The sequence below is a fragment of the Terrabacter koreensis genome, assembly GCF_054783315.1.
Genome location: NZ_BAAGQU010000002.1, coordinates 19,136 through 46,076 on the forward strand (window position 1 = coordinate 19,136; position 26,941 = coordinate 46,076).

Annotated in this window: 25 protein-coding genes and 1 pseudogene; 12 read left to right on the forward strand and 14 right to left on the reverse strand. The window is 72.0% G+C overall.

The annotated features are described in order from the left end of the window. Window positions 1-177: 177 nt before the first annotated feature. The 4 genes and pseudogenes from ACYVNR_RS00460 to ACYVNR_RS00475 all read right to left on the reverse strand — a co-directional run. Window positions 178-468 (reverse strand): annotated as a pseudogene (locus tag ACYVNR_RS00460) (helix-turn-helix domain-containing protein); the annotation flags it as partial. A gap of 130 nt (window positions 469-598) precedes the next feature. Beyond that, the gene (locus ACYVNR_RS00465; protein ID WP_045192791.1) at window positions 599-1,066 is read right to left on the reverse strand and encodes a SufE family protein; all 468 of its coding nucleotides are present in this window, start codon (window positions 1,064-1,066) and stop codon (window positions 599-601) included. A 4-nt stretch (window positions 1,067-1,070) separates the two neighbouring features. Further along, window positions 1,071-1,949, reverse strand: coding sequence for a sulfurtransferase (locus ACYVNR_RS00470; protein WP_461045768.1), 879 nt, complete (start codon window positions 1,947-1,949; stop codon window positions 1,071-1,073). 12 nt (window positions 1,950-1,961) lie between these two features. Beyond that, a complete protein-coding gene (locus ACYVNR_RS00475) occupies window positions 1,962-2,345 on the reverse strand; it encodes a MerR family transcriptional regulator (RefSeq protein ID WP_045192793.1) in 384 nt (127 codons plus the stop codon). An 84-nt stretch (window positions 2,346-2,429) separates the two neighbouring features. On the opposite strand from ACYVNR_RS00475, the gene ACYVNR_RS00480 reads away from it, so the two are divergent. From ACYVNR_RS00480 to ACYVNR_RS00490, 3 genes are read left to right on the forward strand one after another with little or no spacing between them, the layout of a single operon-like run. After that, entirely contained in the window at window positions 2,430-3,608 is a 1,179-nt protein-coding gene (locus tag ACYVNR_RS00480) for an acyl-CoA dehydrogenase family protein (protein ID WP_458802106.1), read from the forward strand. Next, window positions 3,605-5,152 carry an acyl-CoA carboxylase subunit beta gene (locus ACYVNR_RS00485; protein ID WP_045192796.1) on the forward strand — a complete coding sequence of 516 codons (1,548 nt, stop codon included), beginning with the start codon at window positions 3,605-3,607 and terminating at the stop codon, window positions 5,150-5,152. The genes ACYVNR_RS00480 and ACYVNR_RS00485 overlap by 4 nt, the downstream gene beginning before the upstream one ends. Continuing rightward, complete coding sequence (locus tag ACYVNR_RS00490; RefSeq protein WP_461045771.1) at window positions 5,106-6,413, forward strand: hypothetical protein; 1,308 nt, start codon at window positions 5,106-5,108, stop codon at window positions 6,411-6,413. Before ACYVNR_RS00485 ends, ACYVNR_RS00490 begins: the two co-directional genes overlap by 47 nt. A gap of 4 nt (window positions 6,414-6,417) precedes the next feature. On the opposite strand, the gene ACYVNR_RS00495 is transcribed toward ACYVNR_RS00490, so the two are convergent. From ACYVNR_RS00495 to ACYVNR_RS00520, 6 genes are all read right to left on the reverse strand, one after another. Beyond that, complete coding sequence (locus ACYVNR_RS00495) at window positions 6,418-7,080, reverse strand: Maf family protein (protein ID WP_045192798.1); 663 nt, start codon at window positions 7,078-7,080, stop codon at window positions 6,418-6,420. A 97-nt stretch (window positions 7,081-7,177) separates the two neighbouring features. Further along, window positions 7,178-9,640 (reverse strand): carboxypeptidase regulatory-like domain-containing protein, encoded by a 2,463-nt coding sequence (locus tag ACYVNR_RS00500; protein WP_461045773.1) that lies wholly within the window; start codon window positions 9,638-9,640, stop codon window positions 7,178-7,180. Between the two features lie 185 nt (window positions 9,641-9,825). Beyond that, the gene (locus ACYVNR_RS00505) at window positions 9,826-11,520 is read right to left on the reverse strand and encodes a DUF885 domain-containing protein (RefSeq protein WP_461045775.1); all 1,695 of its coding nucleotides are present in this window, start codon (window positions 11,518-11,520) and stop codon (window positions 9,826-9,828) included. Between the two features lie 113 nt (window positions 11,521-11,633). Then, complete coding sequence (locus tag ACYVNR_RS00510) at window positions 11,634-13,352, reverse strand: protein kinase domain-containing protein (protein WP_461045777.1); 1,719 nt, start codon at window positions 13,350-13,352, stop codon at window positions 11,634-11,636. Between the two features lie 59 nt (window positions 13,353-13,411). Continuing rightward, a complete protein-coding gene (locus tag ACYVNR_RS00515) occupies window positions 13,412-13,648 on the reverse strand; it encodes an acyl-CoA carboxylase subunit epsilon (RefSeq protein ID WP_461045779.1) in 237 nt (78 codons plus the stop codon). Beyond that, complete coding sequence (locus ACYVNR_RS00520; RefSeq protein WP_461045781.1) at window positions 13,645-15,288, reverse strand: acyl-CoA carboxylase subunit beta; 1,644 nt, start codon at window positions 15,286-15,288, stop codon at window positions 13,645-13,647. The genes ACYVNR_RS00515 and ACYVNR_RS00520 overlap by 4 nt, the downstream gene beginning before the upstream one ends. A 24-nt stretch (window positions 15,289-15,312) precedes the next feature. Between ACYVNR_RS00520 and ACYVNR_RS00525 the strand changes: the two genes are divergently transcribed. The 8 genes from ACYVNR_RS00525 (at window position 15,313) to purE (ending at window position 22,674) form a co-directional block, all read left to right on the forward strand. Next, a complete protein-coding gene (locus ACYVNR_RS00525) occupies window positions 15,313-16,242 on the forward strand; it encodes a biotin--[acetyl-CoA-carboxylase] ligase (RefSeq protein WP_461045783.1) in 930 nt (309 codons plus the stop codon). Between the two features lie 7 nt (window positions 16,243-16,249). Beyond that, entirely contained in the window at window positions 16,250-17,431 is a 1,182-nt protein-coding gene (locus tag ACYVNR_RS00530) for an adenylate/guanylate cyclase domain-containing protein (RefSeq protein ID WP_461045785.1), read from the forward strand. A 20-nt stretch (window positions 17,432-17,451) separates the two neighbouring features. Next, window positions 17,452-18,339: an enoyl-CoA hydratase/isomerase family protein gene (locus ACYVNR_RS00535; RefSeq protein WP_461045787.1), complete on the forward strand. Its 888-nt coding sequence runs from the start codon at window positions 17,452-17,454 to the stop codon at window positions 18,337-18,339. Window positions 18,340-18,455: 116 nt separating this feature from the next. Further along, window positions 18,456-19,133, forward strand: coding sequence for a response regulator transcription factor (locus ACYVNR_RS00540; RefSeq protein WP_045192804.1), 678 nt, complete (start codon window positions 18,456-18,458; stop codon window positions 19,131-19,133). Window positions 19,134-19,144: 11 nt separating this feature from the next. After that, entirely contained in the window at window positions 19,145-20,164 is a 1,020-nt protein-coding gene (locus ACYVNR_RS00545) for a sensor histidine kinase (RefSeq protein WP_461045789.1), read from the forward strand. A gap of 66 nt (window positions 20,165-20,230) precedes the next feature. Next, window positions 20,231-20,890: a GtrA family protein gene (locus ACYVNR_RS00550; RefSeq protein WP_461045791.1), complete on the forward strand. Its 660-nt coding sequence runs from the start codon at window positions 20,231-20,233 to the stop codon at window positions 20,888-20,890. A gap of 21 nt (window positions 20,891-20,911) precedes the next feature. After that, window positions 20,912-22,117, forward strand: a complete 1,206-nt coding sequence (locus tag ACYVNR_RS00555; protein WP_461045793.1) for a 5-(carboxyamino)imidazole ribonucleotide synthase — start codon at window positions 20,912-20,914, stop codon at window positions 22,115-22,117. After that, window positions 22,114-22,674, forward strand: a complete 561-nt coding sequence (gene purE / locus ACYVNR_RS00560; RefSeq protein WP_461045795.1) for a 5-(carboxyamino)imidazole ribonucleotide mutase — start codon at window positions 22,114-22,116, stop codon at window positions 22,672-22,674. The genes ACYVNR_RS00555 and purE overlap by 4 nt, the downstream gene beginning before the upstream one ends. 34 nt (window positions 22,675-22,708) lie before the next feature. Here purE and ACYVNR_RS00565 read toward each other — a convergent pair whose 3' ends face one another. After that, on the reverse strand, window positions 22,709-23,173 hold the full coding sequence (locus ACYVNR_RS00565; protein WP_045192808.1) for a CoA-binding protein: 465 nt from the start codon (window positions 23,171-23,173) through the stop codon (window positions 22,709-22,711). Between the two features lie 85 nt (window positions 23,174-23,258). Between ACYVNR_RS00565 and ACYVNR_RS00570 the strand changes: the two genes are divergently transcribed. Next, window positions 23,259-24,278 (forward strand): LLM class F420-dependent oxidoreductase, encoded by a 1,020-nt coding sequence (locus ACYVNR_RS00570; RefSeq protein WP_461045797.1) that lies wholly within the window; start codon window positions 23,259-23,261, stop codon window positions 24,276-24,278. Window positions 24,279-24,298: 20 nt separating this feature from the next. On the opposite strand, the gene ACYVNR_RS00575 is transcribed toward ACYVNR_RS00570, so the two are convergent. From ACYVNR_RS00575 to ACYVNR_RS00585, 3 genes are read right to left on the reverse strand one after another with little or no spacing between them, the layout of a single operon-like run. Continuing rightward, complete coding sequence (locus ACYVNR_RS00575) at window positions 24,299-25,075, reverse strand: SDR family oxidoreductase (protein WP_461045799.1); 777 nt, start codon at window positions 25,073-25,075, stop codon at window positions 24,299-24,301. Further along, entirely contained in the window at window positions 25,072-25,875 is an 804-nt protein-coding gene (locus ACYVNR_RS00580) for an acylneuraminate cytidylyltransferase family protein (protein WP_461045801.1), read from the reverse strand. Before ACYVNR_RS00580 ends, ACYVNR_RS00575 begins: the two co-directional genes overlap by 4 nt. After that, complete coding sequence (locus tag ACYVNR_RS00585) at window positions 25,872-26,900, reverse strand: Gfo/Idh/MocA family protein (protein WP_461045803.1); 1,029 nt, start codon at window positions 26,898-26,900, stop codon at window positions 25,872-25,874. The genes ACYVNR_RS00580 and ACYVNR_RS00585 overlap by 4 nt, the downstream gene beginning before the upstream one ends. Window positions 26,901-26,941: the final 41 nt, after the last annotated feature.

Here is a 26,941-nt window from a genome sequence, read left to right on the forward strand (position 1 = left end):
GTGCCTGAACCACGCTCGGGCTGGCGGCCGGTCGTAGCGCGGGCGTGCCTCTCGCTCGTAGGGCACCTCGTCCGGCGGTGCCAGGTCGAGGTGGGCGGGGAAGCGGCGGCCCTGGTTGTCGCGAACCAGGTCCTCCGGCACCGGCATCACCTCGCAACCGTCCGCATCGACGACCGCAAGTTTCAGGCCGGCGACCGCGAGGATCTGCTCGAAGAGCCCCAGCGTCGGCACCGATGCCCCGGACTCGATGCGGCAGACGGTGCTGGCGGTAGTCCCCACCACTTCGGCCAGGCCCCGCTGGCTCAGGTCGGCAAGGCGCCGCGCCCGCACGACGTAGCGTCCGACCCTGTCGTCCGCACCGTCCCCCGCTCCCGTCCGCGCCACGACCTCAGGCTGCAACTTCGAACATGCTGCGCGCAGCGGTCGTCCACAGGGGCTCTCGTACGGGGTGTTCGGCGAGCACACCACGTCACTGTTCCACGGGGCGCAACAGTGACGTACGCGGCTGGTGTAGTCACCTGGCGAGCGACGCTTCCGCGCGGCTGCGTCACTGTTCCACGGAACGCAACAGTGACGCGGGGTGCTCCGGGTCAGCTGGTCACGCGGCGGTCTTGGCGCGGACCTGGCGCTTGATGCGGCCGAGCATGGCGACCATGCCGCGCATCCGGAGCGGGGAGACCGCCTCGGCCAGCCCGAACCGCATCGGGGCGTCGTCGGGCACGGCGAGCACCTCCGCAGCGCTGAGCCCATCGAGCCCCTCGTGGAGGATGCCGGCGAAGCCACGGGTCGTCGGCGCCTCGGCGGGGGCGTCGAAGAAGAGGCTGACCGTGCGGTCGTCGAGCGAGACGCCGTCCGCGACCTCGACCGTGAGGAAGAGGGGCGACTGGCACTCGTCGACGCGCTCGAGCTGGTCGAGGTGACCGGCATACCGCTCGGGCAGGTCGGGCAGCTCGTCGCTGAACTCGAGCAGCAGCTGCAGCTTCAGTTCGTTGCTCGCGGAGCGGAAGTCGTCGGCGATCTCGGCGAGCGAGGTGGGCAGCGACATGGCGTGTGGGGACTCACTCATGCGCTCACCTCTCGATCGGGACGCGCACCGAGTTGCCCCACTCGGTCCACGAGCCGTCGTAGTTGCGCACCGTCTCGAACCCGAGCAGGTGGGTGAGCACGAACCACGTGAGCGAGGAGCGCTCGCCGATGCGGCAGTACGCGACGACGTCGTCGTTGGGGGCCAGGCCCTGCTCGGTGAGGTAGATCGCCTCGAGCTCCTCTCGGGACTTGAACGAGCCGTCCTCGTTGGCCGCACGCGCCCACGGCACCGACTTCGCACCGGGGATGTGGCCGCCGCGCATCGCGCCCTCCTGGGGGTAGTCGGGCATGTGCAGCAGCTCGCCGGAGAACTCGCCGGGGGAGCGGACGTCGACGAGCGGCTTGCCGAGGTGGGCGAGGACGTCGTCCTTGAACGCGCGGATCGGGGCGTCGTCGCGCTCGGCCACCGGGTACTCCACGGGCGTCGGCGTCGGGACCTCGCGGGTGATCTCGCGTCCCTCGGCGATCCACTTCGCGCGGCCACCGTCCAGGAGGCGGACGTCCTCGTGGCCGAAGAGGCTGAAGACCCACAGGGCGTATGCCGCCCACCAGTTGCTCTTGTCGCCGTAGAGCACGATCGTCGTCTCGCGCGAGATGCCGCGCTTGCCCATCACCTCGGCGAAGCGCGCGCCGTCGACGTAGTCGCGGGTGACCGGGTCGTTGAGGTCGACGTGCCAGTCGATCTTGATCGCACCGGGGATGTGGCCGGTGTCGTAGAGCAGGACGTCCTCGTCGGACTCGAGCACCACGATGCCGTCGGGTCCGCCGACAGCCCCGGCCGCGACCTGCTCGGCGAGCCAGTCGGTGGTGACGAGGCGCTCGGGGTGGGCGTACGCGGAGATCTTCGTGTCGTCAGCGCTCATGGGCCCATCGTGTCACGCGAGCTTGTCGAGGTCCTCACGGCACCGGCGCTCGAACTCGCCGAGCTCGGCGATGGCGTCCTGGATGTCGCGCAGCCGCTGGTCGAGGTCGGCGCGGCGCTCGTCGATCTGGCCGAGGACGTACTCGAGCTGCGTGCGCCGGCCGCGGGGGGCGTCGAAGAGGTCGATGATCGTGCGGATCTCCTCGAGGGGGAACCCCAGCCGCTTGCCGCGCAGGATGAGGCCGAGGCGAGTGCGGTCGCGGCGGTGGTAGATGCGCTGCGTGCCGCGCCGCTCGGGGGAGATGAGGCCGAGGTCCTCGTAGTGCCGCACCGTGCGGTGGGTCACGCCGAACTCCTCCGCCACCTGGGCGATGGTCCACGTCGGCGCACTTGTCATGGCGTCGATCCTGCTTTACGTTTACGTCAACGTCAAGCACGCGTCACGAGCGCGTGACGGCGGCGACCCCCCAGGAGAACAGCGATGTTCGAGCTCAGCCAGGACCACGAGGACTTCCGCCAGGTCGTCCGCGACTTCGCCGAGAAGGAGGTCGCCCCCCACATCGCCAAGTGGGACGCCGCCTCCCACTTCCCGGCCGACCTCGTGCCCAAGATGGGTGACCTCGGGCTGTTCGGCCTCGTCGTGCCGGAGGAGTACGGCGGCGCGGGTGACGCCGGCGACTTCACCAGCCTCTGCGTCGCGATCGAGGAGCTCGGCCGCGTCGACCAGTCCATCGGCATCACGCTCTCGGCCGGCGTCGGGCTCGGCATCAACCCGATCCTGACCTACGGCAACGAGGAGCAGAAGCAGCGCTTCCTGCCCGACCTCGTCTCGGGACGCGCGCTCGCCGGCTTCGGCCTCACCGAGCCCGAGGCCGGCTCCGACGCCGCAGCGACGAGGACCCGGGCCGTCCGCGAGGGCGACGAGTGGGTCATCAACGGCGCCAAGGCGTTCATCACGAACTCCGGCACCGACATCACCTCGGTCGTCACCGTCACCGCGCGCACCGGCACCAACGCGGACGGCTCGCCGCAGATCTCGGCGATCATGGTCCCGGCCGGCACGCCCGGCTTCGTCGTCGAGCCGGCGTACCACAAGCTCGGCTGGCACGTCTCCGACACCCATGGCCTCACCTTCGAGGGCTGCCGGGTGCCGGCAGAGAACCTGCTCGGCGCCGAGGGGGAGGGCTTCAAGCAGTTCCTCAAGACCCTCGACGACGGCCGCATCGCGATCTCGGCTCTCGCCGTCGGCTGCGCCCAAGCGTGCCTCGAGCTCGCGACCGACTACGCGAAGACGCGGACGGCGTTCGGCAGGCCGATCGGCGTCAACCAGGGCGTCTCGTTCCAGCTCGCCGACCTGGCCGTCATGGTCGAGGGCGCTCGTCTGCTCACCTACAAGGCGGCCTGGCTCAAGGACGAGCTCCACGCCGGCAAGCGCTCCGTCAAGGAGGTCAAGCAGGCCGCGGCCATCGCCAAGCTCTACTCGACCGAGGCCGCCGTCACCGCGACCCGCACCGCGACGCAGGTCTTCGGTGGCAACGGCTTCATGGAGGAGTTCCCCGTGGCGCGCTTCTACCGCGACGCGAAGATCCTCGAGATCGGCGAGGGCACCTCCGAGGTGCAGCGGATGCTCATCGCCCGCGGCCTGGGGCTGCCCGCATGAGCGACTCGGACCCGAGGGTCGCCGACGTCCGGGCCCGGCTCGCCAAGGCTCACGCCGCCTCGGCGAGCGCGCCGGAGAAGGCCCAGGCGAAGCTCGACGCCCAGGGCAAGATCTACGTCCGCGACCGCATCGCGCTGCTCTTCGACGAGGGCTCCTTCGTCGAGGACGGCCGCTACGCCAACGCGCTCCAGCCCGGCCTGCCCGCCGACGGCGTCGTCACCGGCCGCGGCACCGTCGACGGCCGGCCCGCGATCGTCATCGCCAACGACCCCACCGTCAAGGCGGGGTCATGGGGCTCGCGCACCGTCGAGAAGATCGTGCGCGCCACCGAGATGGCGCTGCGCGAGGAGCTGCCCGTCTTCTGGTTCGTCGACTCGGCCGGCGCCCGCATCACCGACCAGGTCGAGATGTTCCCGGGCCGACGCGGCGCGGGGCGCATCTTCCACAACCAGGTCGCGCTGTCGGGCAAGGTGCCGCAGATCTGCTGCCTCTTCGGCCCCAGCGCCGCCGGCGGCGCCTACATCCCCAGCTTCTGCGACCTCATCATCATGGTCGAGGGCAACGCCTCCATGTACCTCGGCAGCCCCCGCATGGCCGAGATGGTCGTCGGCGAGAAGGTCTCCCTCGAGGAGATGGGCGGTGCCCGCATGCACTGCACCGTCTCGGGTGTCGGCGACCTGCTCGCCCACGACGACGCCGAGGCCATCGAGCTCGCCAAGCTCTACTTCTCCTACGTGCCCGGGACGTGGCGCGACCACCCGCCGACGTATGCCGCCGAGGAGCCCGCGACGCCGCTGACCCGCGACACGGTGCCCGAGCGCGAGTCGGTCCCCTTCGACATCCACGACGTCATCGACGGCCTCGTCGACGACGACTCGTTCTTCGAGCTCAAGCCGCTCTGGGCCGGTGAGCTCGTCATCGGTTTCGGCCGCCTCGACGGGCAGAGCGTCGGCATCGTCGCCAACAACTCGATGGTCAAGGGCGGCGTGCTCTTCACCGACAGCGCCGACAAGGCCGCCCGGTTCATCTGGCTCTGCGACGCCTTCAACATCCCGCTGATCTACCTCGCCGACGTGCCCGGCTTCATGATCGGTTCGGAGGTCGAGCGCGGCGGCATCATCCGCCACGGCGCCAAGATGGTCAGCGCCGTCTCCTCGGCCACGGTCCCGCAGTTCTGCGTCGTCGTGCGCAAGGCGTACGGCGCCGGGCTCTACGCGATGGGCGGCCCCGGCTTCGGCCCCGACGCCACGATCGCCCTGCCGACCGCGCGCATCGCGGTGATGGGGCCCGAGGCCGCCGTCAACGCGGTCTACGCCAACAAGATCGCCGAGATCGCCGACGCCGACGAGCAGGCCCGGTTCGTCGCGGACCGCCGCCGCGAGTACGAGGAGGACGTCGACATCGAACGGCTCGCAGCCGACCTCGTGCTCGACTCCATCATCGAGGCGGATGAACTGCGCTCGGACCTCGTGCGCCGACTGGCCTATGCTTCCCGGCGTGACCGTCACTTCAGCGAGCGCAGACGCGCCGTCCCGCCGGTCTGAGCCGCGCCTCGGTCACCGGCTCGAGCACCCCGACCGCGAGGCGGAGCTGAAGCAGCCGTTCTGGCGACGGTTCCCCGTCTGGTTCCCCTTCGCGGTCTTCGGTGTCTCCCGCATCTTCGTGTGGGTCGCGGCCACGTACCTCTCGAGGTACCAGATCCCGCTGCCCATCGGCACCGCCAACATCCGCATCTTCTACCCGACCCCGGCCGACCCCGGCTACAACGCCGTGATGACCGGCTGGGACGGCCAGTGGTACCGCGTCATCGCCGAGCAGGGCTACCCCGCGGTGCTGCCCCGCGTCGGCTGGGGCGGCATCGACATGAACCCCTGGGCCTTCTTCCCGGTGTTCCCGATGACCGTCGGGCTCATCATGAAGGTCACCGGCCTGCCGTTCGCCCTCGTCGCGCCCGTGCTCTCGACCCTCATCGGGTTCGTCGCGATGTACATGCTCTTCAAGCTCGTCGACCAGGTCGTGGGCCGCTGGGAGGCGATCGTCGCGGTCGTCGCCACGAGCTTCTTCATCGCCTCACCCGCGTTCTCGGCGTCCTACACCGAGTCGACCGCCCTGCTCGGCGTCGTCACGGTGCTCTGGCTGCTGCGGCGCCGGCAGTACTGGTGGGTCGCCGTGACGCTGCTCGTGCTCTCGCTGAGCCGCAACGTCGTCATCGCCATGGTGCCGGTCATCATCGCGCACTCCGTGGTGCGCTGGCGGCAGGGTGACGAAGGCCCCCACCCGTGGAGGTTCCGGGTCGCGATGGGTGTGCTGGCGGCATACGCAGGCGCACTGACCTGGCTCTGGCCCACGATCGTGACGATCGCGACGGACACCCCGAACGCGTACAACGACACGATGCTCGCCTGGAACATCGAGACGAAGATCAAGCTCTACCTCTGGTGGGACCTGCTCTACGACTACTGGGGCGTGCTCGGGCAGGTCGGCGGTGTGCTCGGCGTCGCGGCGTTCGCGTGGTTCATGCTGTCGAGGCACTCGTGGCGCTGGGGCCCGGAGATCTGGGGCTGGGCCGGTGCCTACCCGGCATACATCATCCTCGTCACCAGCACGACGCCGAGCCGCGTGCGCTACGCGCTGCTCGCGTTCCCCATGACCCTCGTCATCGCCTGGTTCCTCAAGCTGCCCTGGTGGCGGCGCTACCGCTACTGGGTGCTGGCGCTCATCGTCGTCGCGGGCGCGGCGCAGATGTGGTGGTGGACCGAGCACTACCTCGTCATCGAGAACCTCACCGACGACCTCTACCCCTGACCGGCTACTGCTGCCCGGCACCACCGACGACGTCGAACCAGCCGATTCCGGCGTCGCCGAGCAGCTCGCGCAGCAGCGGCAGGGACAGGCCGACGACGTTGTGGTGGTCGCCCTCGACAGCGGTGACGAAGGCGCCACCGAGCCCGTCGATCGTGAACGCGCCGGCGACGGTGAGCGGCTCGCCCGTCGCGACGTAGGCGTCGATCTCGTCGTCGGAGAGCTTCGCGAAGTGGACGGTCGTCGACGCGGTCGCGCCGAGGGTGGCGCCGCCCGGGCCCCGGTCGTCGACGAGCCAGTGCCCCGTGTGCAGCACCCCCGAGCGGCCGCGCATCCGGTGCCAACGGCTGACCGCCTCGGCGGCGTCGGCCGGCTTGCCGTGCACCTCCCCGTCGAGCTCGAGCACCGAGTCGCACCCGACGACGACGGCTTCGTCGTCGAGGCCCGACGCGACGTCCTCGGCCTTCGCCCGTGCCAGGAGCAGGGCGATGTCGGCGGGCTCGAGCGGGCCGTAGCGCTCGGTGGCCTCGGCCACGGCGAGGTCCTCGTCGACGTCGCTCACGACGACGGTCGGATCGATGCCGGCAGCACGCAGGGTCGAGAGGCGCGCGGGGGAGGCCGAGGCGAGGACGAGGTGGACCGCGGCAGCGTCGGGGAGGGGGGTCGACATGCCGTCATCGTAGGGGCCGGCCGGGAGCCGGGGACGACGGACGGCGCCGCCCCGGTCCGGGGCGGCGCCGTCGTCGTCGTGGCAGCTGCGTGGCGCGTCAGGCGATCGCTGCCGTCTGGGCCGAGTAGACGGCCTTGGTGAGGTAGCCGGACCTGACGCCCGTGACCCTGACCTTGACGTACTTGCCCTTGTCGAGGCTCGTCAGCTTGTACGACTTCGCGGTCGCCCCCGAGATGGCGACGCCGGAGCGGTACCACTGGTAGGTGAACGTCGTCGGCGCCGGGCTCCACGTGCCGGGCACGGCCGTCAGCGTGTAGGCGACCTTGCGGGTGCCGGAGATGGTCGGGGTCGGTGCGGTGAACGTGCCGAGCACGGCGGACGTCGCCGCCGAGGTCCGTGCCGTCGTGAGGTAGCCGGACTTGGCCCCGGTGACCTTGACCGTCATCGTCTTGGCCTGGTCGGTGGTCGTCAGCCTGTAGGTGCTCGCCGTCGCGCCCGAGACGGCGACGCCGGAGCGGTACCACTGGTAGGTCAGGGTGACCGGCGCCGGGCCCCACGCGCCGGGAACCGCCGTCAGGGTGTAGCCGACGGCCTTGGTGCCGCTGATGGTCGGTGTCGGGGCCGTGAGGGCACCGAGCACCGCGCTGGTCGCGGACGACGTCCTGGCCGCGGTGGCGTATCCCGATTTCGTGCCCGTGACCTTGACGGTCATCGTCTTGGCCTGGTCGGTGGTCGTCAGCGTGTAGGTGCTGGCGGTCGCGCCCGAGATGGCGACGCCGGAGCGGTACCACTGGTAGGTCAGGGTGACCGGCGCCGGGCCCCACGTGCCGGGGACGGCCGTGAGCATGTAGCCGACGGCCTTGGTGCCGCTGATGGTCGGTGTCGGGGCCGAGAGCGCGCCCAGCACGACCGGGCCGGTCGCCGCCTGCTGGAGAGTGCCGGCGCCGTTCTGGCCGTAGGCGCTCATGCGCAGCGTGATCCGCTTGCCCATCATCGCGCTCGTCAGCGCCAGCGGCGGCGGCTGGTCGTAGCCGTAGCTCGTGTCCTGCGGCACGCCGCCGACGACCCAGGTGTACGAGGGGTTCCAGTCGCCGGCCGGGGCGATGGCGCCGTGGGCGGCCGTCAGCGAGCTGCCGACGACCCCGCTGCCGGAGATGGTCAGCGGGCTCGACAGCGACGGGGCACCGGAGCCCATGACCTCGGCGCCGTTGGCGTGCATCACGGCGCTGCGGTAGCCGGCGAGTGCACCGGTCACCTTCGCGGTGACGTAGGAGCCGGCGAGGTCGCTCGTCGTCGTGAACGTCGACCCGGTGGCTCCGGCGATGGGCACCAGCCCGTCCGTGCCCTGACGCATCCACTGGTAGGTCAGGGCCACGCCCGACGGGCCCCACGCGCCGGGGTCGACGGTGAGCGTGCTGCCCACCGCCGACGAGCCGCTCACGAACGGCTCGCCGGCGGTGAGGCCGTTGCCGGCCACGGGGAGGACCATCGTGAGCTCGCGCTTGCGGTTGTCGCTGGTCACGGTGAAGGGTGTCGCGGCGTCGAGTGTCGCCACGTTGTCGTAGCAGCGGTCCTGGTAGCGCGTGGCGGGTGCCCAGCCGTTGTCGTACCACGTGTCGTAGACGCAGACCTTGTACGTCTTGCCGAGCTCGGTCTCCTCCGCGAAGGTGCCGTCGGCGCCGGTGAGGAGCGGGCCGTACTGGCGCCCCCACCAGTCGCCCTCGGCCGGGCGGTACTCGAAGAGGTTCCAGTTGACGTTCTCGAGAGGCTTGCCGGCGGCGTCGGTCACCGTGACGACGACGCCGGTCCACGGGTCGAGGACGAAGTTGACGCCGGTGATCGTCGTGCCGGCCGGGATGTTCCAGGCGACGTAGTCACTCGTGCTCTTCGTGCCGTCCCAGCTCGCCGAGGCGTACTGGTGCCGGTCGTTCGGGTCGTAGGCCCAGACGTTGCTGGGTCCCGACTCGACGCCGGTCAGGGTGAAGGTCCCGTCGGCGGCCGACGTGGTGTCGTTCGACATGCCGCCCGTGGTCTTGGTGGCGTCGACGGCGAAGCCGCTGACGGGCTGGCCGGCCGTGTTCTTCACGGTGCCCTTGATGGTGGAGCGGCGGTCGAGCTGGATGTTCGCGACGGTGGCCGTCGCGCCGGCGGTGACGGGCGTCGCGTCGTCGAAGCTGCCCTTGTTCGCGTACCACTCGGTGCCCCACTGCGTGGCGCACGTCATCTCGCCCCAGCAGCCGGCCTCCATCTTGTAGGGGCCGGGCGAGGTGAAGGTGGCGGTATAGGTGCCGTCGGACCGGAACGTGACCGATCCGGCGTCGTTGTAGGCGGCGTCGTAGAACCAGAGCCCTGCGTCGCCGACGCCGACGACGGCGCCGGCCGCGTCGAGTCCGGTGACGCGGCCCGAGATGGTGTAGGTGGCGGCGTTGGCCGAGGGCGCGGCCAACGGCAGCAGCCCGAGTGCGACGGTGGTCGCGGTGAGCACGGTCAGGAGACGGCGCGCAGCGCGGCGCGTGGTCGTCCCCTCGGCCCGGCGCACCGCTGTGCAGTGGCGGAACACGGTCTTCTCCCCTGTGAGCTGTGAGGCGCCTGCGTGGAGTCGGCGGCGCGAGCACAGCATAGGTGCGCCGCAGAGCACCCGGCGATGGGGAGGAGTACCCATTCGTCGCACCGTGCACGACGGCCCCCGACCGTGCTGGTCGGGGGCCGTCCGCGGCTCGTGACGACGCGCTTTGCTGCGTCCGGTCAGATCTGCTGGAGCACCGCTGCCCGCAGCGTGTCGAGGCCGACGCCGCCGATGTCGAGGGCGCGGCGGTGGAACGCCTTGAGGTCGAAGGCGTCGCCCTCGCGCTCGCGCACCTCGTCACGCAGCTGCAGCCACAGTCGCTCGCCGATCTTGTAGCTCGGCGCCTGACCGGGCCAGCCGAGGTAGCGGTTGAGCTCGAACTTCAGGATCTTCTCGTCCATGAAGCCGTAGCGGGTCAGGTAGGTCCACGCCTTGTCGTAGTCCCACGCCCCGCCACCGACCTCTTCGGGCGCGTCGAAGCCGCAGTGCACGCCGATGTCGATGACGACGCGGGCGGCCCGAAGTGACTGTCCTGCAAGCCAACCCATGCGGTTGCCGGGGTCGTCCATGTAGCCGAGCTCGGCCATGAGGCGCTCGGCGTAGAGCGCCCAGCCCTCGCCGTGCCCGGACGTCCACGCCTCGATGCGCCGCCACTTGTTGAGCAGGGACGACCGGTAGACGGTCTGGGCGACCTGGAGGTGGTGGCCCGGGACGCCCTCGTGGTAGACGGTCGTCAGCTCGTTCCAGGTGCGGAACTCGGTGTTGCCCTTGGGGACCGACCACCACATCCGCCCCGGTCGGGTGAAGTCGTCGCTGGGACCGGTGTAGTAGATGCCGCCGGTCTGCGTGGGCGCGATCATGCACTCGATGGTCTGGACGGGTCCGGGGATGTCGAAGTGGACGTCCTTGAGCTGCGCGATGACCTCATCGGCGCGCTCCTGCATCCACGCCTTGAGGGCGTCGGTGCCGTGGAGGTGGTACTTCTCGTCGGCGTCGAGGATCTCGACCCCGCGCTGCACGCTGGCGCCGGGCTCGAGCCCCTCGGCGATCTCGGTCATCTGCGCGTCGAGGCTCGCGACCTCCTGCTGGCCCCAGCGATAGGTCTCCTCGAGGTCGACGGCCGCACCGAGGAAGTAGCGCGACTCGAGCCGGTAGCGGTCGATGCCGCAGGCGTCCGCCTCCGGCGCGTGGGGCAGCAGCTCCCGCTCCAGCCAGTCGGCCATCTCGCCGTATGCCGCCGCTGCCGCCGCCGCCGCGTCGGCCAGCCGTGCTTTCACGTCACCCTCGAGCGGGGCATCGCCGACGGAGGCGTCGGCGACGATCTTCGCGAAGTAGCCGTCGTCGGTGACGAGGTCGCGCGACTGCTCGGCGCACGCCTCGACCTGGCGGCGAGGGGAGACCTGGCCGCGCTCGCGAGCCACGAGCAGGGACTCCTTGTAGCCCTCGAGGGCGGCCGGGACCTTGGCCATGCGGGTGGCGAAGGTGCTCCAGTGCTCCTCGGTGTCCTGGGGCATGAGGTCGAACACGTCGCGCACGGACTGGAGCGGCGACGCGAGGACGTTCAGCGACATCTCGTCGAGCCCGGCGGCATACCGGTCCTCGGAGAGCTGGAGGCGCTCGGTCATCGCGTCGATGGTGACGCGGTCGACGTCGTCGGCGGCCGTCGCGTCGGCGAGCTCGGCGAGGGTGGCGCGACGCAGCGTCGACGCGGCGGCGTTGCCGGCCGGGGAGAGGTCGTCGAGGTCCTCCTCGGCGCAGGGGACGCCGAGGAAGGTCGCGTTGATGGGGCTGAGGGCGACGGCGGCGTCGAAGTAGGTCTCCGCGATGCGGTCCACGTCGGTCCGGGGTCGCGCTGTCTGGGTGTTGGCAGTCACCCGGCGAACGTATGCGAGCGCGGCGGCGCGTGCCAGTGCATTGACGGCGGGGCGCGCCGCCGCCGAGTCGACGCCGAGTCGACGCCGGATCGGCGCCGGGTCGACGCCGGCGTTCAGTCGCTCTGGTTGCCGTTGCCCTTGTCGTTGGGCTTGCCCTTGTCGCTGCCGCCGTCGCCGCCACCGGAGACGACGAGCGCGACGACACCGTCTGCTGTGGTCTGGCCTGCGCTGGGCCACGTGCCGACGACCTGGTCCTTGCCGTCGCCGGGCACGGTCACCCGCGTCACCCGGACGTCCTCCTTCTCGAGGCGCGACATCGCCTGCTTGGCCTCGGTGCCGACGAGGCCGTCGGGCACGACGAAGGAGGTGTTGCTGTCGGAGGGCGCGTGGCCGCGGCTGACCACGAGGGCAACGGTCTGCCCCTTGCTCATCGCCTGTCCCTCGCCGGGGAACGTGCCGAGGACGGTGTCCTCGGGCTTCTCCGAGCGCACGAGCACCCAGCGCACGTTGACGCCGGACTTGATGAGCGCGTCGACGGCGGCGCCACGCTGCGCCCCGACCAGGCCGTTCGGCACGGAGGTGCCGTCGCTCGGCTGGGGGTCCGTGGAGGTGGGCGCCGGAGCCGCGGTGGTGCTGCTCGCCTTGGGGGTGGGGCGCGAGACCGGGGCGGCGGTGTCGGCCTCGCTGCCGGAGCCCGACAGCAGGACGAAGCCGAGCACGCCCACGAGGGCGAGGATCACGGCGCCGAGCACCCAGACGGCGACGCTCGGACCACCGCGGCGGCCATCCGCGGTGCGGGCGCGACGGGGAGCAGCCACGGCGGGGGCGTCAGCCGTGTGCAGCCGCCCGGTGGGCGCAGGGTCGCCGGCCGCCGCCACGGCCTGGGTGGCCGTGCCGCTGTCGGAGGAGACACCCAGCGCCGGCATCCGGGCCGTGTTGGCGCCGGCGGCGAGCACCGAGGTGGCCGCGCCGGCGGGCAGCGCGCGGGTGGCGGCGTCGGCGCCGGACTCGCGGCGGGCCAGGGCCATCGCCATGGCGTCGGCGTCGGCGTAGCGCTCGGAAGGCACCTTCGCGGTGGCGTGGAGGACGACGTCGTCGAGGTCCGCGGGCAGGTCGTGCACGCGCGAGCTGGGCAGCGGCACCGGTTCGTCGAGGTGGCGCATGGCGATCGCGACCGGGGTGTCGCCGTCGAAGGGCACCGACCCGGTGAGCATCTGGAACAGCAGGATGCCGAGCGAGTAGATGTCGGTGGCCGGGGTCGTGGCCTGGCCGCGCGCCTGCTCGGGGGAGACGTAGGCGGCGGTGCCCATGACGGTGCCGGTGTCGGTGAGCGAGGCCTGGCCGAGGGCCTGGGCGATGCCGAAGTCGGTGACCTTGACCGTGCCGTCCGGACGGACGATGACGTTGCCCGGCTTGATGTCGCGGTGGACGACGCCGGCTCGGTGCGCGGCGCCGAGCGCGGAGCAGACCTGCTCGGCGATGCGCACGGCGTCGCTCGGGGTGAGGCGGCCGACCTGGCGCAGCAGGCGGGAGAGGTCGGAGCCGTCGACGTGCTCCATGACGATGAAGTGGGAGGAGCCGTCGACGCCGTAGTCGTAGACCTGGGCGATGTTCGGGTGCGAGAGCGCGGCGGCCGTCGTGGCCTCGCGGCGGAACCGCTCGACGGACTCCGGGTAGTGCGCCACGGCGGGCGCGAGCACCTTCACCGCCACGACCCGGCCGAGACGGTCGTCGGTCGCGAGGTGGACCTCACCCATGCCGCCGACGGCGATGCGCTCGCGCAGCGTGTAGCGCTCGGCGAGGCGGACGGCTGCTGAGGAGTCGACGGACATGGGCAAAGAGCCTAAGGGTGCAGGCCCCGGAACGCCCAACCGAAGTGGGCGTTCCGGGGTCAGCGCGGCAGGCCGCTGGTGCGCCAGCCGCCATGTGCGCGGGACGGCCCCACGAGGCGCCACGACGGGTCGGACCAGGCCGACCTGCCGTGCTCCGGGGGTGCCTCCTCGCCGTCGCCGAGCGCGGAGAGCACGGCGACGAGAGCCGCGACCTCCTCGGGGGTCGCGTTGCCCTGCACCCGGATGGCGGCGGTGGCTGTCGACGTGTCGTTTCCCACACTCGTGCCGTCGCTCACAGCGGGATGTTCCCGTGCTTCTTGGGCGGCAGCGTCTCGCGCTTGTTCTGCAGGGCGCGCAGGGCCCGGGTCACGTTCATCCGCGTGTTGGAAGGGCTGATCACGGTGTCGATGTAGCCGCGCTCGGCCGCGATGTAGGGGTTGGCGAGCGTCTCCTCGTAGTGCGCGACGAGCTCGGCGCGGTGCGCCTCGACGTCGCCGCCCTCGGCGGCCGTGGCCGCGAGCTCCTTGCGGTAGAGGATGTTGACGGCTCCCTGCGCGCCCATGACGGCGATCTGGCCGGTGGGCCAGGCGAGGTTGATGTCGGCGCCGAGGTGCTTGGATCCCATGACGTCGTAGGCGCCGCCGTAGGCCTTGCGGGTGATCACGGTGATCTTCGGGACGGTGGCCTCGGCGTACGCGTAGATCAGCTTCGCGCCGCGACGGATGATGCCGTCCCATTCCTGGCTGGTGCCGGGCAGGAAGCCGGGCACGTCGACGAAGGTGAGCACGGGCACGTTGAAGCAGTCGCACGTGCGCACGAACCGGGCCGCCTTCTCGGAGGCGTCGATGTCGAGGCAGCCGGCGAACTGCAGCGGCTGGTTGGCCACGATGCCGACCGACATGCCGTCGACGCGGGCGAAACCGGTGATGATGTTGGGCGCGAAGAGCGGCTGCACCTCCAAGAAGTCAGGGCCGTCCTCGCCTCCGTCAACAATGTGCTCGATGACCTGCTTCATGTCGTAGGGGACGTTCGGCGAGTCGGGGATGCACGTGTCGAGCCAGCGGTCGTCGTCGGTGACGGCGAGGTCGGCCTCACCCTCGCCGAACGAGGGAGGCGTCTCCATGTTGTTGCTCGGCAGGTAGGACAGCAGCGCCTTGACGTAGTCGATGGCGTCCTGCTCGTCGGTGCCCATGTAGTGCGCGACACCCGACTTGCTGTTGTGGGTCAGGGCGCCGCCGAGGTCCTCGAAGCCGACGTCCTCACCGGTGACCGTCTTGATGACGTCGGGGCCGGTGATGAACATGTGCGACGTCTGGTCGACCATGACGGTGAAGTCGGTGATGGCGGGGGAGTAGACGGCGCCACCCGCGCACGGGCCCATGACGAGGCTGATCTGCGGGACGACGCCGGAGGCGCGCACGTTGCGGTGGAAGATCTCGCCGTAGAGGCCGAGGGAGACCACGCCCTCCTGGATGCGGGCGCCACCGGAGTCGTTGAGGCCGATGACGGGGCACCCGATCTTCATGGCGAAGTCCATGACCTTGACGATCTTCTCGCCGAAGACCTCGCCGAGGGAGCCGCCGAAGACGGTGAAGTCCTGCGCGAAGACCGCGACCTGGCGGCCGTCGACGAGGCCGTAGCCGGTGACGACGCCGTCGCCGTACGGGCGGTTCTTCTCCTGCCCGAAGTTGTTGCTGCGGTGCCGGGCGTACTTGTCCATCTCGATGAAGGTGCCCTCGTCGAGCAGCATCGCGATGCGCTCACGGGCGGTCTTCTTGCCGCGGGCGTGCTGCTTCTCGACCGCGCGGTCCGAGCCCGCGTGGGCGACCTCTGCGACCCGCCTCTTGAGGTCGGCGAGCTTGCCCGCGGTCGTGGTCAGGTCGGGACCGTCTGAGGTGCTGGTGGGCTGCTCCGCCACGGCGTGTTCGCTTGCCATGCTGGGCAGCCTAGCCTTGGAAGCGTGCGCGATTCGCTCGACTCGGACTCCGTCGGTGCGGCCTTGGTCACGTCCGGCCGCCCATGGCGCGGCCTGGAGTTCCACCCCGCCCTCGGCTCGACCAACACCCGGCTGCGAGAGCTGCTCACCGGATGCCCGGACCAGCCGCCTGCGGCGACCCCGGGGCCGTATGCCGGCTCGCCGGCTCCCGGCGAGGGCGCGCTCTGGTGGGTGGTGGCCACCGACCACCAGACCGGCGGTCGCGGACGCCTGGGCCGGGCCTGGACGGTGCCGGACCGCGCCTCGCTCGCGGTCAGCGCCGCCGTCCCGGTCGCGGACCCGGCCCAGGCCGGGTGGCTGCCGCTGCTGGCCGGCCTCGCCCTCGCCCGGGCGGTGCGGGACGTCTCGCGGGCGGCCGGGCACGAGATCGCGCCGCGGCTGAAGTGGCCCAACGACGTGCTCGTGCCCGAGGACGGCGACCGCAAGCTGAGCGGCATCCTCTGCGAGCTGGTGACGGTGGGCGAGGGGCAGGCCGTCGTCGTCGGCACGGGCGTCAACGTCGACCAGGGGCGTGAGGAGCTGCCGGTGGACACCGCGACCTCGCTGGCCCTGGCCGGCGTCGAGGTGCGCCGCGAGGAGCTCCTCGTCGCCTACCTCGACCACCTCGCCGGCGTGCTCGTCGATGCCGGCATCGTCCCGGTGCCGGCGACCCCCGGCGACGCGTCGGTGCGAGCCGGCGCCGGCGCCGACGCGGTGCGCGCGGCCTACCGCGAGGCGTGCGCGACCATCGGGAGGCAGGTGCGGGTGCTCCTTCCGGCGGGCGAATCGGTCCTCGGCGAGGCCCTGGGCGTCGACGACGACGGGGCCCTCGTCGTGCGCACCGACCGAGGCACGCGGGCGTTCGCGGCCGGCGACGTCGTCCACGTCCGACCCGCGGGTGACGGGCTGGCATGATCGGGCCATGACCGAGCCGGGCACCGAGCCGAGCACCGGGCCCGGCGCCGCTCCCGGCGCCCCGCTCAGTGGCGAGGCACCGGGCAGCGCGGACTACACCGAGCGGCTGCTCGGTCGGCCCCTCGAGCTGCGCCGACGCGACGTCAGCCGCGGCGCCGAGGTCTCGTTGCTGTCGGCCCGCAAGTTCTGGCACGCGCTCGGCTTCCCCGTCGTCGACACCGACGACGAGCTGTTCACGGCGGCCGACCAGCGGGCGCTCGCGGCGGTCGCCGGCATCGTGCGTGACGGGCTGCTCGACGAGCAGGTGGCGCTCGCGATGACCCGGGCCTTCGCCCGGTCGGCCGACCGCCTCGCCGGCTGGCAGTCGCAGCTCATCGCCGAGGCGGTCGAGGAGCACATGACCGCCGCGCTCGCCGACGAGGGCGACGACGACGAGCACGAGACGCGGTCGGTGCCGAGCGTCGAGACCGCCACCGAGACCGCCCGTCGCCTCGCCGAGCTCACCGACCGGCTCGAGCCCCTGCTCGTCTACGCGTGGCGACGGCACCTCTCCGCCACCGTGGCGCGCATGCTCGCCGACGCCGACCCCGAGTCCTACGGCATGACGAAGATGCGGTCGGTGGGCTTCGCCGACCTCGTCAGCTTCACCGCGCTGGTGCGGCGGCTCTCCGAGCGTGACCTCGCCCGCCTCGTCTCGCGGTTCGAGGCGCTGTCGGCCGACGTCATCACCGCCCACGGTGGACGCCTCATCAAGACGGTGGGCGACGAGGTGCTCTTCACGACCGTCGGTGCGGCCCCGGCGGCGGCCATCGCCCTCGACCTCGTCGACACGATGACACAGGACGACGTGCTCCCAGCGGTGCGCTGCGGCATGGCGCGGGGCCCGATCATCTCCCGGCTCGGCGACGTCTTCGGCACGACGGTCAACCGCGCCTCGCGCCTCACCGCCGTCGCGCAGGCGGGCACCGTGCTCGTCGACGCCACCATGGCCCGCGAGCTCGCGGCCCTCTCGGGCTTCGAGCTGACCGGCCAGCGGCGGCGCATCCTCCGGGGCGTCGGGCCCGTGACGCCGTCACTGCTGCGCCGCGCGGCCGCCACCGGACGACGGCAGGCCCCGAACGGGTCAGTTCCCGACCTCATCCAGCCCACCGACCCCGGCCAGCGAGCCGGGTCACGCAGCGACGCGTGACCTTCGAAGGAGACCGACGTATGCCGTCAACGCCGACCGCAGCCGAGCCCCCCGCCGAGCCCCCCGCCGAGCGCCCCGCCGAGCGCCCCGCCGAGACCGCCGACGGTGCGGGCGACTCGGTCCTCGTGCGCGTGGAGCGCTTCGACGAGCCGGACCTGGCCCACGTCGCGGAGATCGTGCTCGACCGGCCCGAGGCCATGAACGCCGTCTCGACCGCGATGGCGAGGTCGATCGCGGCCGCCACCGCTCAGGTCGCCGCCGACGAGTCGGTGCGCTGTGTCGTGCTCACGTCAAGCCACGACAAGGCGTTCTGCGTCGGCGCCGACCTCAAGGAGCGCAACTCCTTCACCGACGCCGACCTCATGGAGCAGCGGCCGGTGGCACGGGCGGCGTACGGCGGGGTGCTCGCCCTGCCGGTGCCCGTCATCGCCGCCGTCGACGGGTTCGCCCTCGGGGGCGGCTTCGAGCTCGCCCTCTCGTGCGACCTCGTCGTGGCAGGGGAGGACGCCCTCGTCGGGCTGCCCGAGGTGAGCGTCGGCGTCATCCCGGGCGGCGGCGGCACACAGCTGCTCGTGCGCCGCGTCGGGTGGTCACGTGCCGCCCGCGCCATCTTCACCGCCGCGCGCCTGCCGGCCCGCGAGGCGCTCGAGCTCGGCGCCGTCGACGAGGTCGTGGCCGCCGGGACCGCGCGCGAGCGCGCACTCGAGATCGCCCGCACCATCGCCCGCAACTCGCCCGTCGGCCTCCGCAACGCCAAGCGAGCCATGCGTCTCGGCGCCGACGTCGACCTCGCGTCGGGCCTCGAGATCGAGGACGGCTGCTGGCGCGCGACCGCCTTCTCCGGCGACCGGCGCGAGGGTGTCGCCGCCTTCGCCGAGAAGCGCAGGCCGGTCTGGCCGGGACGCTGAGCCTCCGAACTCCCGTGTCCGTGTCGCGGGCGCCTCAGGGTGCGAACCGGGCCTTTCTCGATAGGCTCACGTCGGTCGGTGCGCCCCCACGCCGGCAGATCCTTGAGGACGGTGACATGACCCGAGTGCTCCTGGCGGAGGACGACCCAGCCATCTCCGAGCCGCTGGCGCGCGCGCTGCGGCGCGAGGGCTACGACGTCGACGTGCGCGAGGACGGAGCGGCCGCCCTCGACGGAGCCAAGGAGAACCCCGACCTCGTGCTGCTCGACCTCGGCCTGCCGCGCATCGACGGCCTCGAGGTCTGCCGCCGCATCCGTGCCGAGGGCCGGACCATCCCCGTGCTGATCCTCACCGCCCGGGCCGACGAGGTCGACACGGTCGTGGGTCTCGACGCCGGCGCCGACGACTACGTGACGAAGCCCTTCCGGCTCGCCGAGCTGCTCGCCCGCGTGCGGGCGCTGCTGCGGCGCACGCCGACCGAGGTCGTGGCCTCGGGAGAGCTGGTGCGCATCGACTCCGACGGCCGCCGCGCCTGGTTCAAGGGCGAGGAGCTGCAGCTGACCGCGAAGGAGTTCGACCTCCTCCGGGTGCTCGTGCGCGAGCAGGGCAAGGTCGTCTCGCGCGAGCAGCTGATGCGTGAGATCTGGGACACCGCGTGGTTCGGGTCCACCAAGACTCTCGACATGCACATCTCGGTGCTGCGCCGGAAGCTCGGCGACGACGCCACCTCACCGCAGTACATCGCCACGGTGCGTGGCGTCGGTTTCCGTTTCGAGCGACCGCAGGCCGACTGACCGTGAGGCGCATGCTCGATCGGATGGCGTTCGTCGTGGCGGCGGTGTGTGCTGGTGTCTGCGTGCTGCTGGCCACTGCCGTCATCGCCTTCGTCATCTCGAGCCGGCGCGACTTCGTCACCGACTGGCTGGGCTCCGACCCGTCCACCGGCGTCGCCCGCTTCGGGGCGGTGATGCTGGCCGTCGGCGCGGTCGGTGGCGTGACGGCATACCTCGTGACCCTCGGCACCCGCGCCCGCGTCGAGCGCTCGTCGAAGGAGCTCGTCGACCTCGCCACGCGCTTCGCCGCGGGCGAGGCCCGGCTCACCCCCGTGCACTCCGAGATCGACGAGATCGAGCACGTGTCGGGCGTCATGACCCGCCGCGCCCACGACATGACGAAGTCCCTCGCGGCCGAGCGCGACTTCGCGGCCGACGCCTCCCACCAGCTGCGCACGCCGCTGACGGCGCTGCTCATGCGTCTCGAGGAGATCTCCGAGACCGACGACGCCGAGGTCGTCAAGGAGGAGGCCAACATCGCCATCGCGCAGGTCGAGCGCCTCACCCGCGTCGTCGACGACCTGCTCGGGCGCACCCGTGGCGCCGGTGGGCCCTCACCCGCGGTGTCGCTCGACTCGGTCATCGCCGCCCTGCAGCGCGAGTGGCAGCCGGCCTTCGAGCAGGCCCGCCGCTCGGTGCGCGTCCGTGGCGAGCGCGGCCTCTTCGTCCGCTCCACACCGGTCGCGCTCTCGCAGGTGCTCTCGACGCTGCTCGAGAACTCCCTCGTGCACGGGCGCGGCACCGTCGACGTGCACGCCCGCCGCTCCGGGCCGTCGGTGATCGTCGAGGTCAGCGACCAGGGCGACGGCGTTCCCGCCGCGATGGCGCCACACATCTTCGAGCGCTCCGTCAGCAGCGGCGCCGGCGGCAGCACCGGGCTGGGCCTCGCCCTCGCCCGCGACCTCGCCGAGTCCAACGGCGGCCGTCTCGACCTCGTCCAGGCGCAGCCGGCGCGTTTCGCGCTCTTCCTCTCCGAGGCCGAGACCGACTGACGATCCTCCACGTCGGGTCCGGCGAACGCGCCGGGAACGCCGGGTTCGTCGGGGTAGGGTGCCCGCGTGAGGCGCCTGCATGAGTTCCTGTTCGTGCGCCACCGCCACAACTGGGTGCTGCTGCTCCGGTTCGGGGTCGTGGGGGCCTCCGGCGTGCTCGTCAACCTGCTGACCCTCATCGCCGTCAAGAAGCTGGGGCCGGGCTTCAACGAGGCGATCGTTGGCCTGCCCGCGAGCGACTTCAACGTGCGCTGGTACCACGTCTACTCGACCGTCGCGTTCGTCGTCGCCAACCTCTGGAACTTCCAGCTGAACCGGACGTGGACCTTCCGCACCTCGGCGCACGCCCGCTGGTGGCACGAGTACTGGCCGTTCCTGGCCGTCGGGCTGCTCGGCCAGGTCGTGGGCCTGCTGCTGCTGACGATGCTGATGCACCTCGACTCGCCGCTGCACCTGCCGACGTCGGTCTTCGACGACTCGACCGGCTTCCGCACCCGCCTCTACTGGGCGCAGCTGATCGTCATCGCCGTCGTCACGCCGATCTCCTTCGTGCTCAACAAGATCTGGACCTTCGCCGCGGTGCGCAGCCACCACCCCGACCTCGCAGACCCGAGCCACGCCGAGGCGGTGCTCCACGACGAGACCGCGGACGCCGCTCTCGCCGCCGGTCGGGCGGCCGGCACCGCGACCGGTCCGGGGACGGGCCGCTCCGACCGCCCCGCCTGAGGCCCACTACGCTTGGGCGACGTGAGCAAGCCGAAACGCGCCCCCGGAGGATTCCCCGTCGTCGGCGTGGTCGGAGGTGGTCAGCTCGCCCGCATGATGCAGGGGCCTGCCGTCGAGCTCGGCCTCCAGCTGTCGGTGCTCGCCGAGAGCGACATGGCGGCCGCCGCGCTCGTCGTGCCGAGCTCGCCCGTGGGCGAGCACACCGACCTCGACACGGTGCGGGCCTTCGCCGAGCACTGCGATGTCGTCACCTTCGACCACGAGCACGTGCCGCCGGAGGTCCTCGAGGCGCTCGAGGCAGACGGCATCACCATCCACCCCACCCGCGCCGCCCTGCGCTTCGCCCAAGACAAGCTGGCCATGCGCGAGCGCCTCACCGACCTGGGCATCGCGTGCCCCCGCTGGGCCCGCGCCACCACGGCCGACGAGGTGACGGCCTTCGGTGACGAGGTCGGCTGGCCGATCATCGCGAAGACCCCGCGCGGCGGCTACGACGGCAAGGGGGTGGCCGTGGCGTCGTCGGCCGACGACGTCGCCGACTGGCTGTCGAAGGTCGGAGAGCCCGGTCCGCTCGCGGACGGCCTGCTCCTCGAGGAGAAGGTCGACTTCGTCCGAGAGCTCGCCGTCCTCATCGCGCGCAGCCCGTCCGGGCAGGCGGCCGCGTGGCCCGTCGTCGAGACCGTCCAGACCGACGGCATCTGCACCGAGGTGCTCGCACCCGCGCCGGCGCTCGACGACGACCTCGCCTCCGTGGTCACCGAGGCGGGGCTGCGGATCGCCGGGGAGCTCGGCGTCACCGGGGTGCTCGCCGTCGAGATGTTCGAGGTGCGTCCCGGCAGGGGTGGCCAGGCGGCATACGTCGTCAACGAGCTCGCGATGCGCCCGCACAACAGCGGGCACTGGACCATGGACGGCGCGGTCACCGGTCAGTTCGAGCAGCACCTGCGGGCCGTGCTCGACCTGCCGCTCGGCGACCCGCGGCCCCGCGCCCCGTGGACCGTCATGGCCAACGTGCTGGGCGGCGACCGGCCAGAGCACGGGGAGCTCTACTCCGCCTACCGCCACATCATGGCGCGCGACCCCGGGGCCAAGGTGCACGTCTACGGCAAGGGCGTGCGGCCCGGTCGCAAGATCGGGCACGTCAACGTCAGCTCGGGCGACCTCGAGGAAGCGCGAGAGCGCGCCGGGCACGCGGCCGACTACCTCCGAGGAGTGATCACCGAATGAGCGCCACCGCAGCCATGCCTCCCTCCAACGAGGGGGCCGCGCCCGTCGTCGGCATCGTCATGGGCAGCGACAGCGACTGGCCCGTCATGCGCGAGGCCGCGCGGGCGCTCGAGGAGTTCGGCATCCCCTACGAGGCCGACGTCGTGTCGGCGCACCGGATGCCCGACGAGATGATCGCCTACGGCCAGAGCGCTGCCGACCGCGGCCTCCGCGTGGTCATCGCCGGCGCCGGCGGCGCTGCGCACCTGCCGGGCATGCTCGCCTCGGTGACGCCGCTGCCCGTCGTGGGCGTGCCGGTCCCACTCAAGTACCTCGACGGGATGGACTCGCTGCTGTCGATCGTCCAGATGCCGGCCGGCGTCCCGGTCGCGACGGTCTCGATCGGCGGGGCCCGCAACGCGGGGCTGCTCGCGGCGCGGATCGTCGGGACCGGCAGCGACGAGCTCGCCGCCGACGTGCGTGAGCGCATGGTGGCCTTCCAGGCCGACCTGCGCGACCAGGCGCACGCCAAGGGAGCCTCGCTGCGCGAGCACGTGACCCGGGGGCTCGGCGACTGACGGCCCCCCGGGCGCGCGTCAGGACGCGGTCCGCTCAGTCGGTGACGGCGTCGGCCCCGTCACCGGGCCGGACGCGTGGGTACTCGATCTTCGGGCAGGTGTCCATGACGACCGAGAGCCCGGCCGCCTCGGCGCGGGCGGCCGCGTCGTCGTCGATGACGCCGAGCTGGAGCCACAGCGCCTCGATGCCGAGCCGGGCGCTCTCGGCGATGGCCTCGTCGACGACCGCGCCCACGCGCCCGCTGTTGACGAAGCAGTCGACGACCTTGACCACCGTGCCGTCGGGGATGTCGGCGAGGGTCTTGTAGCCCTGCGCGCCGTGCACGGTCGCGGCGGTGGGGTGGACGGGCACGAGTCGGATGCCGAGCTCGCGCTGGAGCCACAGCGAGACCCGGTATGCCGTGCGGTCGGGATTGTCACCGAGGCCCACGACGGCCCACGTCGCCGGGGTGTAGAGCAGGTCGCGGATGACGTCGGGGTCGTTGCGGTGCAGGCTCATGGCCCCATCCTCACACGCGGGCTGGTGGTGGTCGCGCGTCGATGATGTCCGGAGCGTCCCCAGCCGACCGTGGTTGGATGGTCGGATGCGATTTGGAATGTTCGTCCCCCAGGGTTGGCGCATGGATCTCGTCGGCATCGAGCCGGCGCAGCAGTGGGAAGCCATGGTCAACCTCGCCAAGCACGCCGACGACGGCGACGTCTTCGAGTCCATCTGGGTCTACGACCACTTCCACACCGTGCCGGAGCCCTCGGACGAGGCGACGCACGAGGCGTGGACGCTCATGGCGGCCTTCGCGGCCGCGACGAGCCGGGTGCGCCTCGGCCAGATGTGCACCTGCATGGCCTACCGCAACCCCGCCTACCTCGCGAAGGTCGCGGCGACGGTCGACGTCATCTCGGGCGGCCGCACCGAGATGGGCATCGGCGCCGGCTGGTACGAGCACGAGTGGCGCGCCTACGGCTACGGCTTCCCCAAGGCGGGCGACCGCCTTGGCATGCTGCGCGAGGGCGTCCAGGTCTTCCGCGACATGTGGACCAAGGGCTCGGCCACGCTCGACGGCACGTACTACCAGGTCGACGGCGCCCTCTGCGCCCCACGGCCGCTGCAGGGCACGAGCCACCCGGGCAGCGCCGCCAACGGCATCCCCATGTGGATCGCCGGCGGCGGCGAGAAGGTCACGCTCAAGATCGTGGCCCAGTACGCCGACTACGCGAACGTCGACGGCACGCCCGACGGCTTCACGCGCAAGAGCGAGATCCTCGAGGGCCACTGCAAGGAGGTCGGGCGCGACTTCGGCTCGATCGTGCGCTCGGCCAACTACAACGTCGTCATCGGCGAGACCGAGGCCGACGTCGAGGACCGCCTCGCCTTCAACGGCGAGCTGCTGCGCCGCGGCGGCGTGCCCGAGAAGAAGGTCGAGGAGCACGTCGCGAACCTGCGCACGCAGCCCGCGGTCGGCACGCCGGAGAAGATCGTCGAGATGTTCAAGGACATGGAGGCGCGCGGCATGACGTACGCGATCACCTACTTCGGCGAAGCGGCGTACGACCGCTCGGGCATCGAGCTCTTCGAGGACAAGGTCGCCCCCGAGCTCAAGGGCTGAGTACCGGTCGGCTGGGCGGCCTACCAGGCCGTCCAGCCACCGTCGACGGCGACGACCTGCCCGGTGACGTACGCCGATGCGTCCGACGCGAGCCACGAGACGACACCCCTGAAGTCGTCCTCGGTGCCCATCCGCCCCAACGGGGTGAGCCGTTCGTAGCGTCCCACGAAGGCGTCGTCCTGCCCGCGCGCGATGCCGCCGGGGGCGAAGGCGTTGACGCGCACCTCCGGTGCGAGAACCGTGGACAGGTAGCGGGTCAGCTGCGCGAGCCCTCCCTTGCTGGCTGCGTAGGCCGCCGGGTTGCCCATGCGCGTGCCCTCGTAGAGCCCCATGTTGGGTCCGACGAGCCCGTAGATGCTCGAGACGTTGACGACGCTGCCGTGACCGCTGGCGCGCAGCAGGGGCGCGAGGCGGCGGGTCAGCGAGAAGGGCGCCGTCAGGTTGAGGGCCAGCGCCATCGTGAAGGCCTCGTCGGTCTGCTCGTCGAACGGGACGGCATACCCGGGAACGCCGGAGGTGCCGGTGAACGCGGCGTTGTTGACGAGCACGTCGCAGGCGCCGAGGTCGGTGACGGTGCCGACGACGTGCGACAGGCCTTGCGGGTCGAGGAGGTTCGCGCCGAGCGCCACGTGGCCCGAGCCCGGCAGCTCGTCGGCCGCCGTGGAGCACGCCGTCTCGTCGAGGTCGACGACGACGACGCGGGCGCCCGCGGTCGCGAGCGCGTCGGCGAGCACCCGTCCGAGGGGGCCGGCGCCGCCGGTGACGACGGCGGTGCGTCCGTTCAGGTCGGTCGTCATCGGACGGTCTCCTCGGTGGCCACGGCGGTGTCGAGCCAGGGCAGTCTGATGAGCCCGGCTCCGATGAGGGCCTCGATGAGGCGGAACTCGTACTCGTCGTCGATCGAGAACGCCTGGGCCTCGGGGATCTCCAGCCCCGCGTGGGTGCCCTCGTCGAACCACGAGGCCTCGAGACGGCGCACGAAGTCGGCCCGCCAGAGGTAGAAGTTGCCGTTGATGCGCAGGAACCGGTCGACGTCCTGGCGGCGGGTGACGCCGGTGCCGGCGTCGAAGTAGCGGCCCAGGGCGCCGTCACGACCGGCGTCGGGGCGCACGCCCACCCAGACGGGGTTGAAGGTCGGCTCGGACACGCTGATGACGCCGTCGAGCGCCGGGGTGTCGGTGAGGCGGCGGGCGGCTTCGGCGAGCTGGTCGGGCACTCGCGCGGGGCTGGTCGGGTCGAGGAGGAGCACGGCGTCGTAGGCGCTGCCCTCGTCGTGCTCGGCCCACTCGAGGGCGTGCCGCACGACGGGCGCCATCGGGGTGTCGTCGGCGGCGAGCTCCGCGGGCCGCAGGAAGGGCGCCTCCCCACCGTGCTCGCGCACGACGCCGGCGATCTCGTCGGAGTCCGTCGTCACGATGCAGCGTGTGACCTCGGGCGTCAGCGCGGCGGCGCGCACGCTGTGCACGATGAGCGGCAGACCCCACATCGGACGGATGTTCTTGCCGGGCAGGCCCTTCGAGCCCCCTCGCGCCGGGATGACAGCGAGGATGCGTGGCGTGGCGTGCGGGGCGTGCGGGGGGTGCGGGGCGTTGGTCACGACGGCTCCTCCGGAAGGCTGGGTGCGAGTCCGGTGCCGGGTGCGCCGGCCCGTGCGGCGTCACACAGGGCCACAGCGGCGACCCCGTCGGCGAGGGTGGCGGGGGCGCCCCGGGCGATGCGCTCGTCGGCCGGCGCGGTGGGCAGCAGGTCGAGGGCGGCGCGGGCCTGGGTGCCCATGACGATGTCGCGGTCGCGGTCGAGGTCGAAGACCTGCTCGGTGGTGTCGCCCTCGGGTGTCGTGTGGCGCACCACGGCGTTCACCACGTCCCACTCGAGGCGGCCGCCGGGGGAGTGGACGACGACCCCGCGGCTCGTCGGGCGTGTGGTGTAGTCGAGGCGGGCCGTGACGGTGAAGGACCGGTCGGTGGACCACAGGAGCGTCGCCGCCTGGTCGGCCTCGATGTCGAGCGGACCGCTGGTCTCGACGGCCGCGCCGAGCAGGGTCGGTGCTCCGAAGAGGACGCCGGCGTAGTCGATCTCGTGCACGAGGTCGCGCAGGACCCCGCCTTCGTCGGCCCGCGCCGAGTAGGAGTCGCGGTAGTCGCGGTCGGGCCGCCAGTCGGGGAGCCAGGACTGCGACCACACGTGCGCGGACGCCGGCAGGTCGAGGTGGCTCACGAGTCGGCGTAGGTGGCGGAAGGCCTCGTGCGCGCGCAGCGGCGCGGCCACCCAGACGAGCGTGTGCCGCAGGTGCTCCACCAGCGCTGACGTGCCGGCGGCTGTCGGCGCGACGGGCTTCTCGAGCAGCACCTTCTCTGCGCCCCCGTCGAGGGCCTCGAGCGCGTCGGCGACGTGGCGCGACGTGTCGGTGGCGACGACGACGAGCGCGGCTCCGCGCACGGCGCCGGGCCCGGTCGTGTCGTCGAGCAGGCGCGCACCGGTGGCCTCGTCCACGGCGCCGGCACCTGCCGGGCCCCGGTCACGGACCGGCCAGAGGGCGACGTCGGCGCCGACCTGGCGGAAGACGCGCGCGTGCCGCTGCCCGATCGAGCCGGACCCGCGCACGACGACGCTCGCGCTCACGACGCGCTCACCCGGCCCTCCTTCGCCCTAGTAGGTTTCCC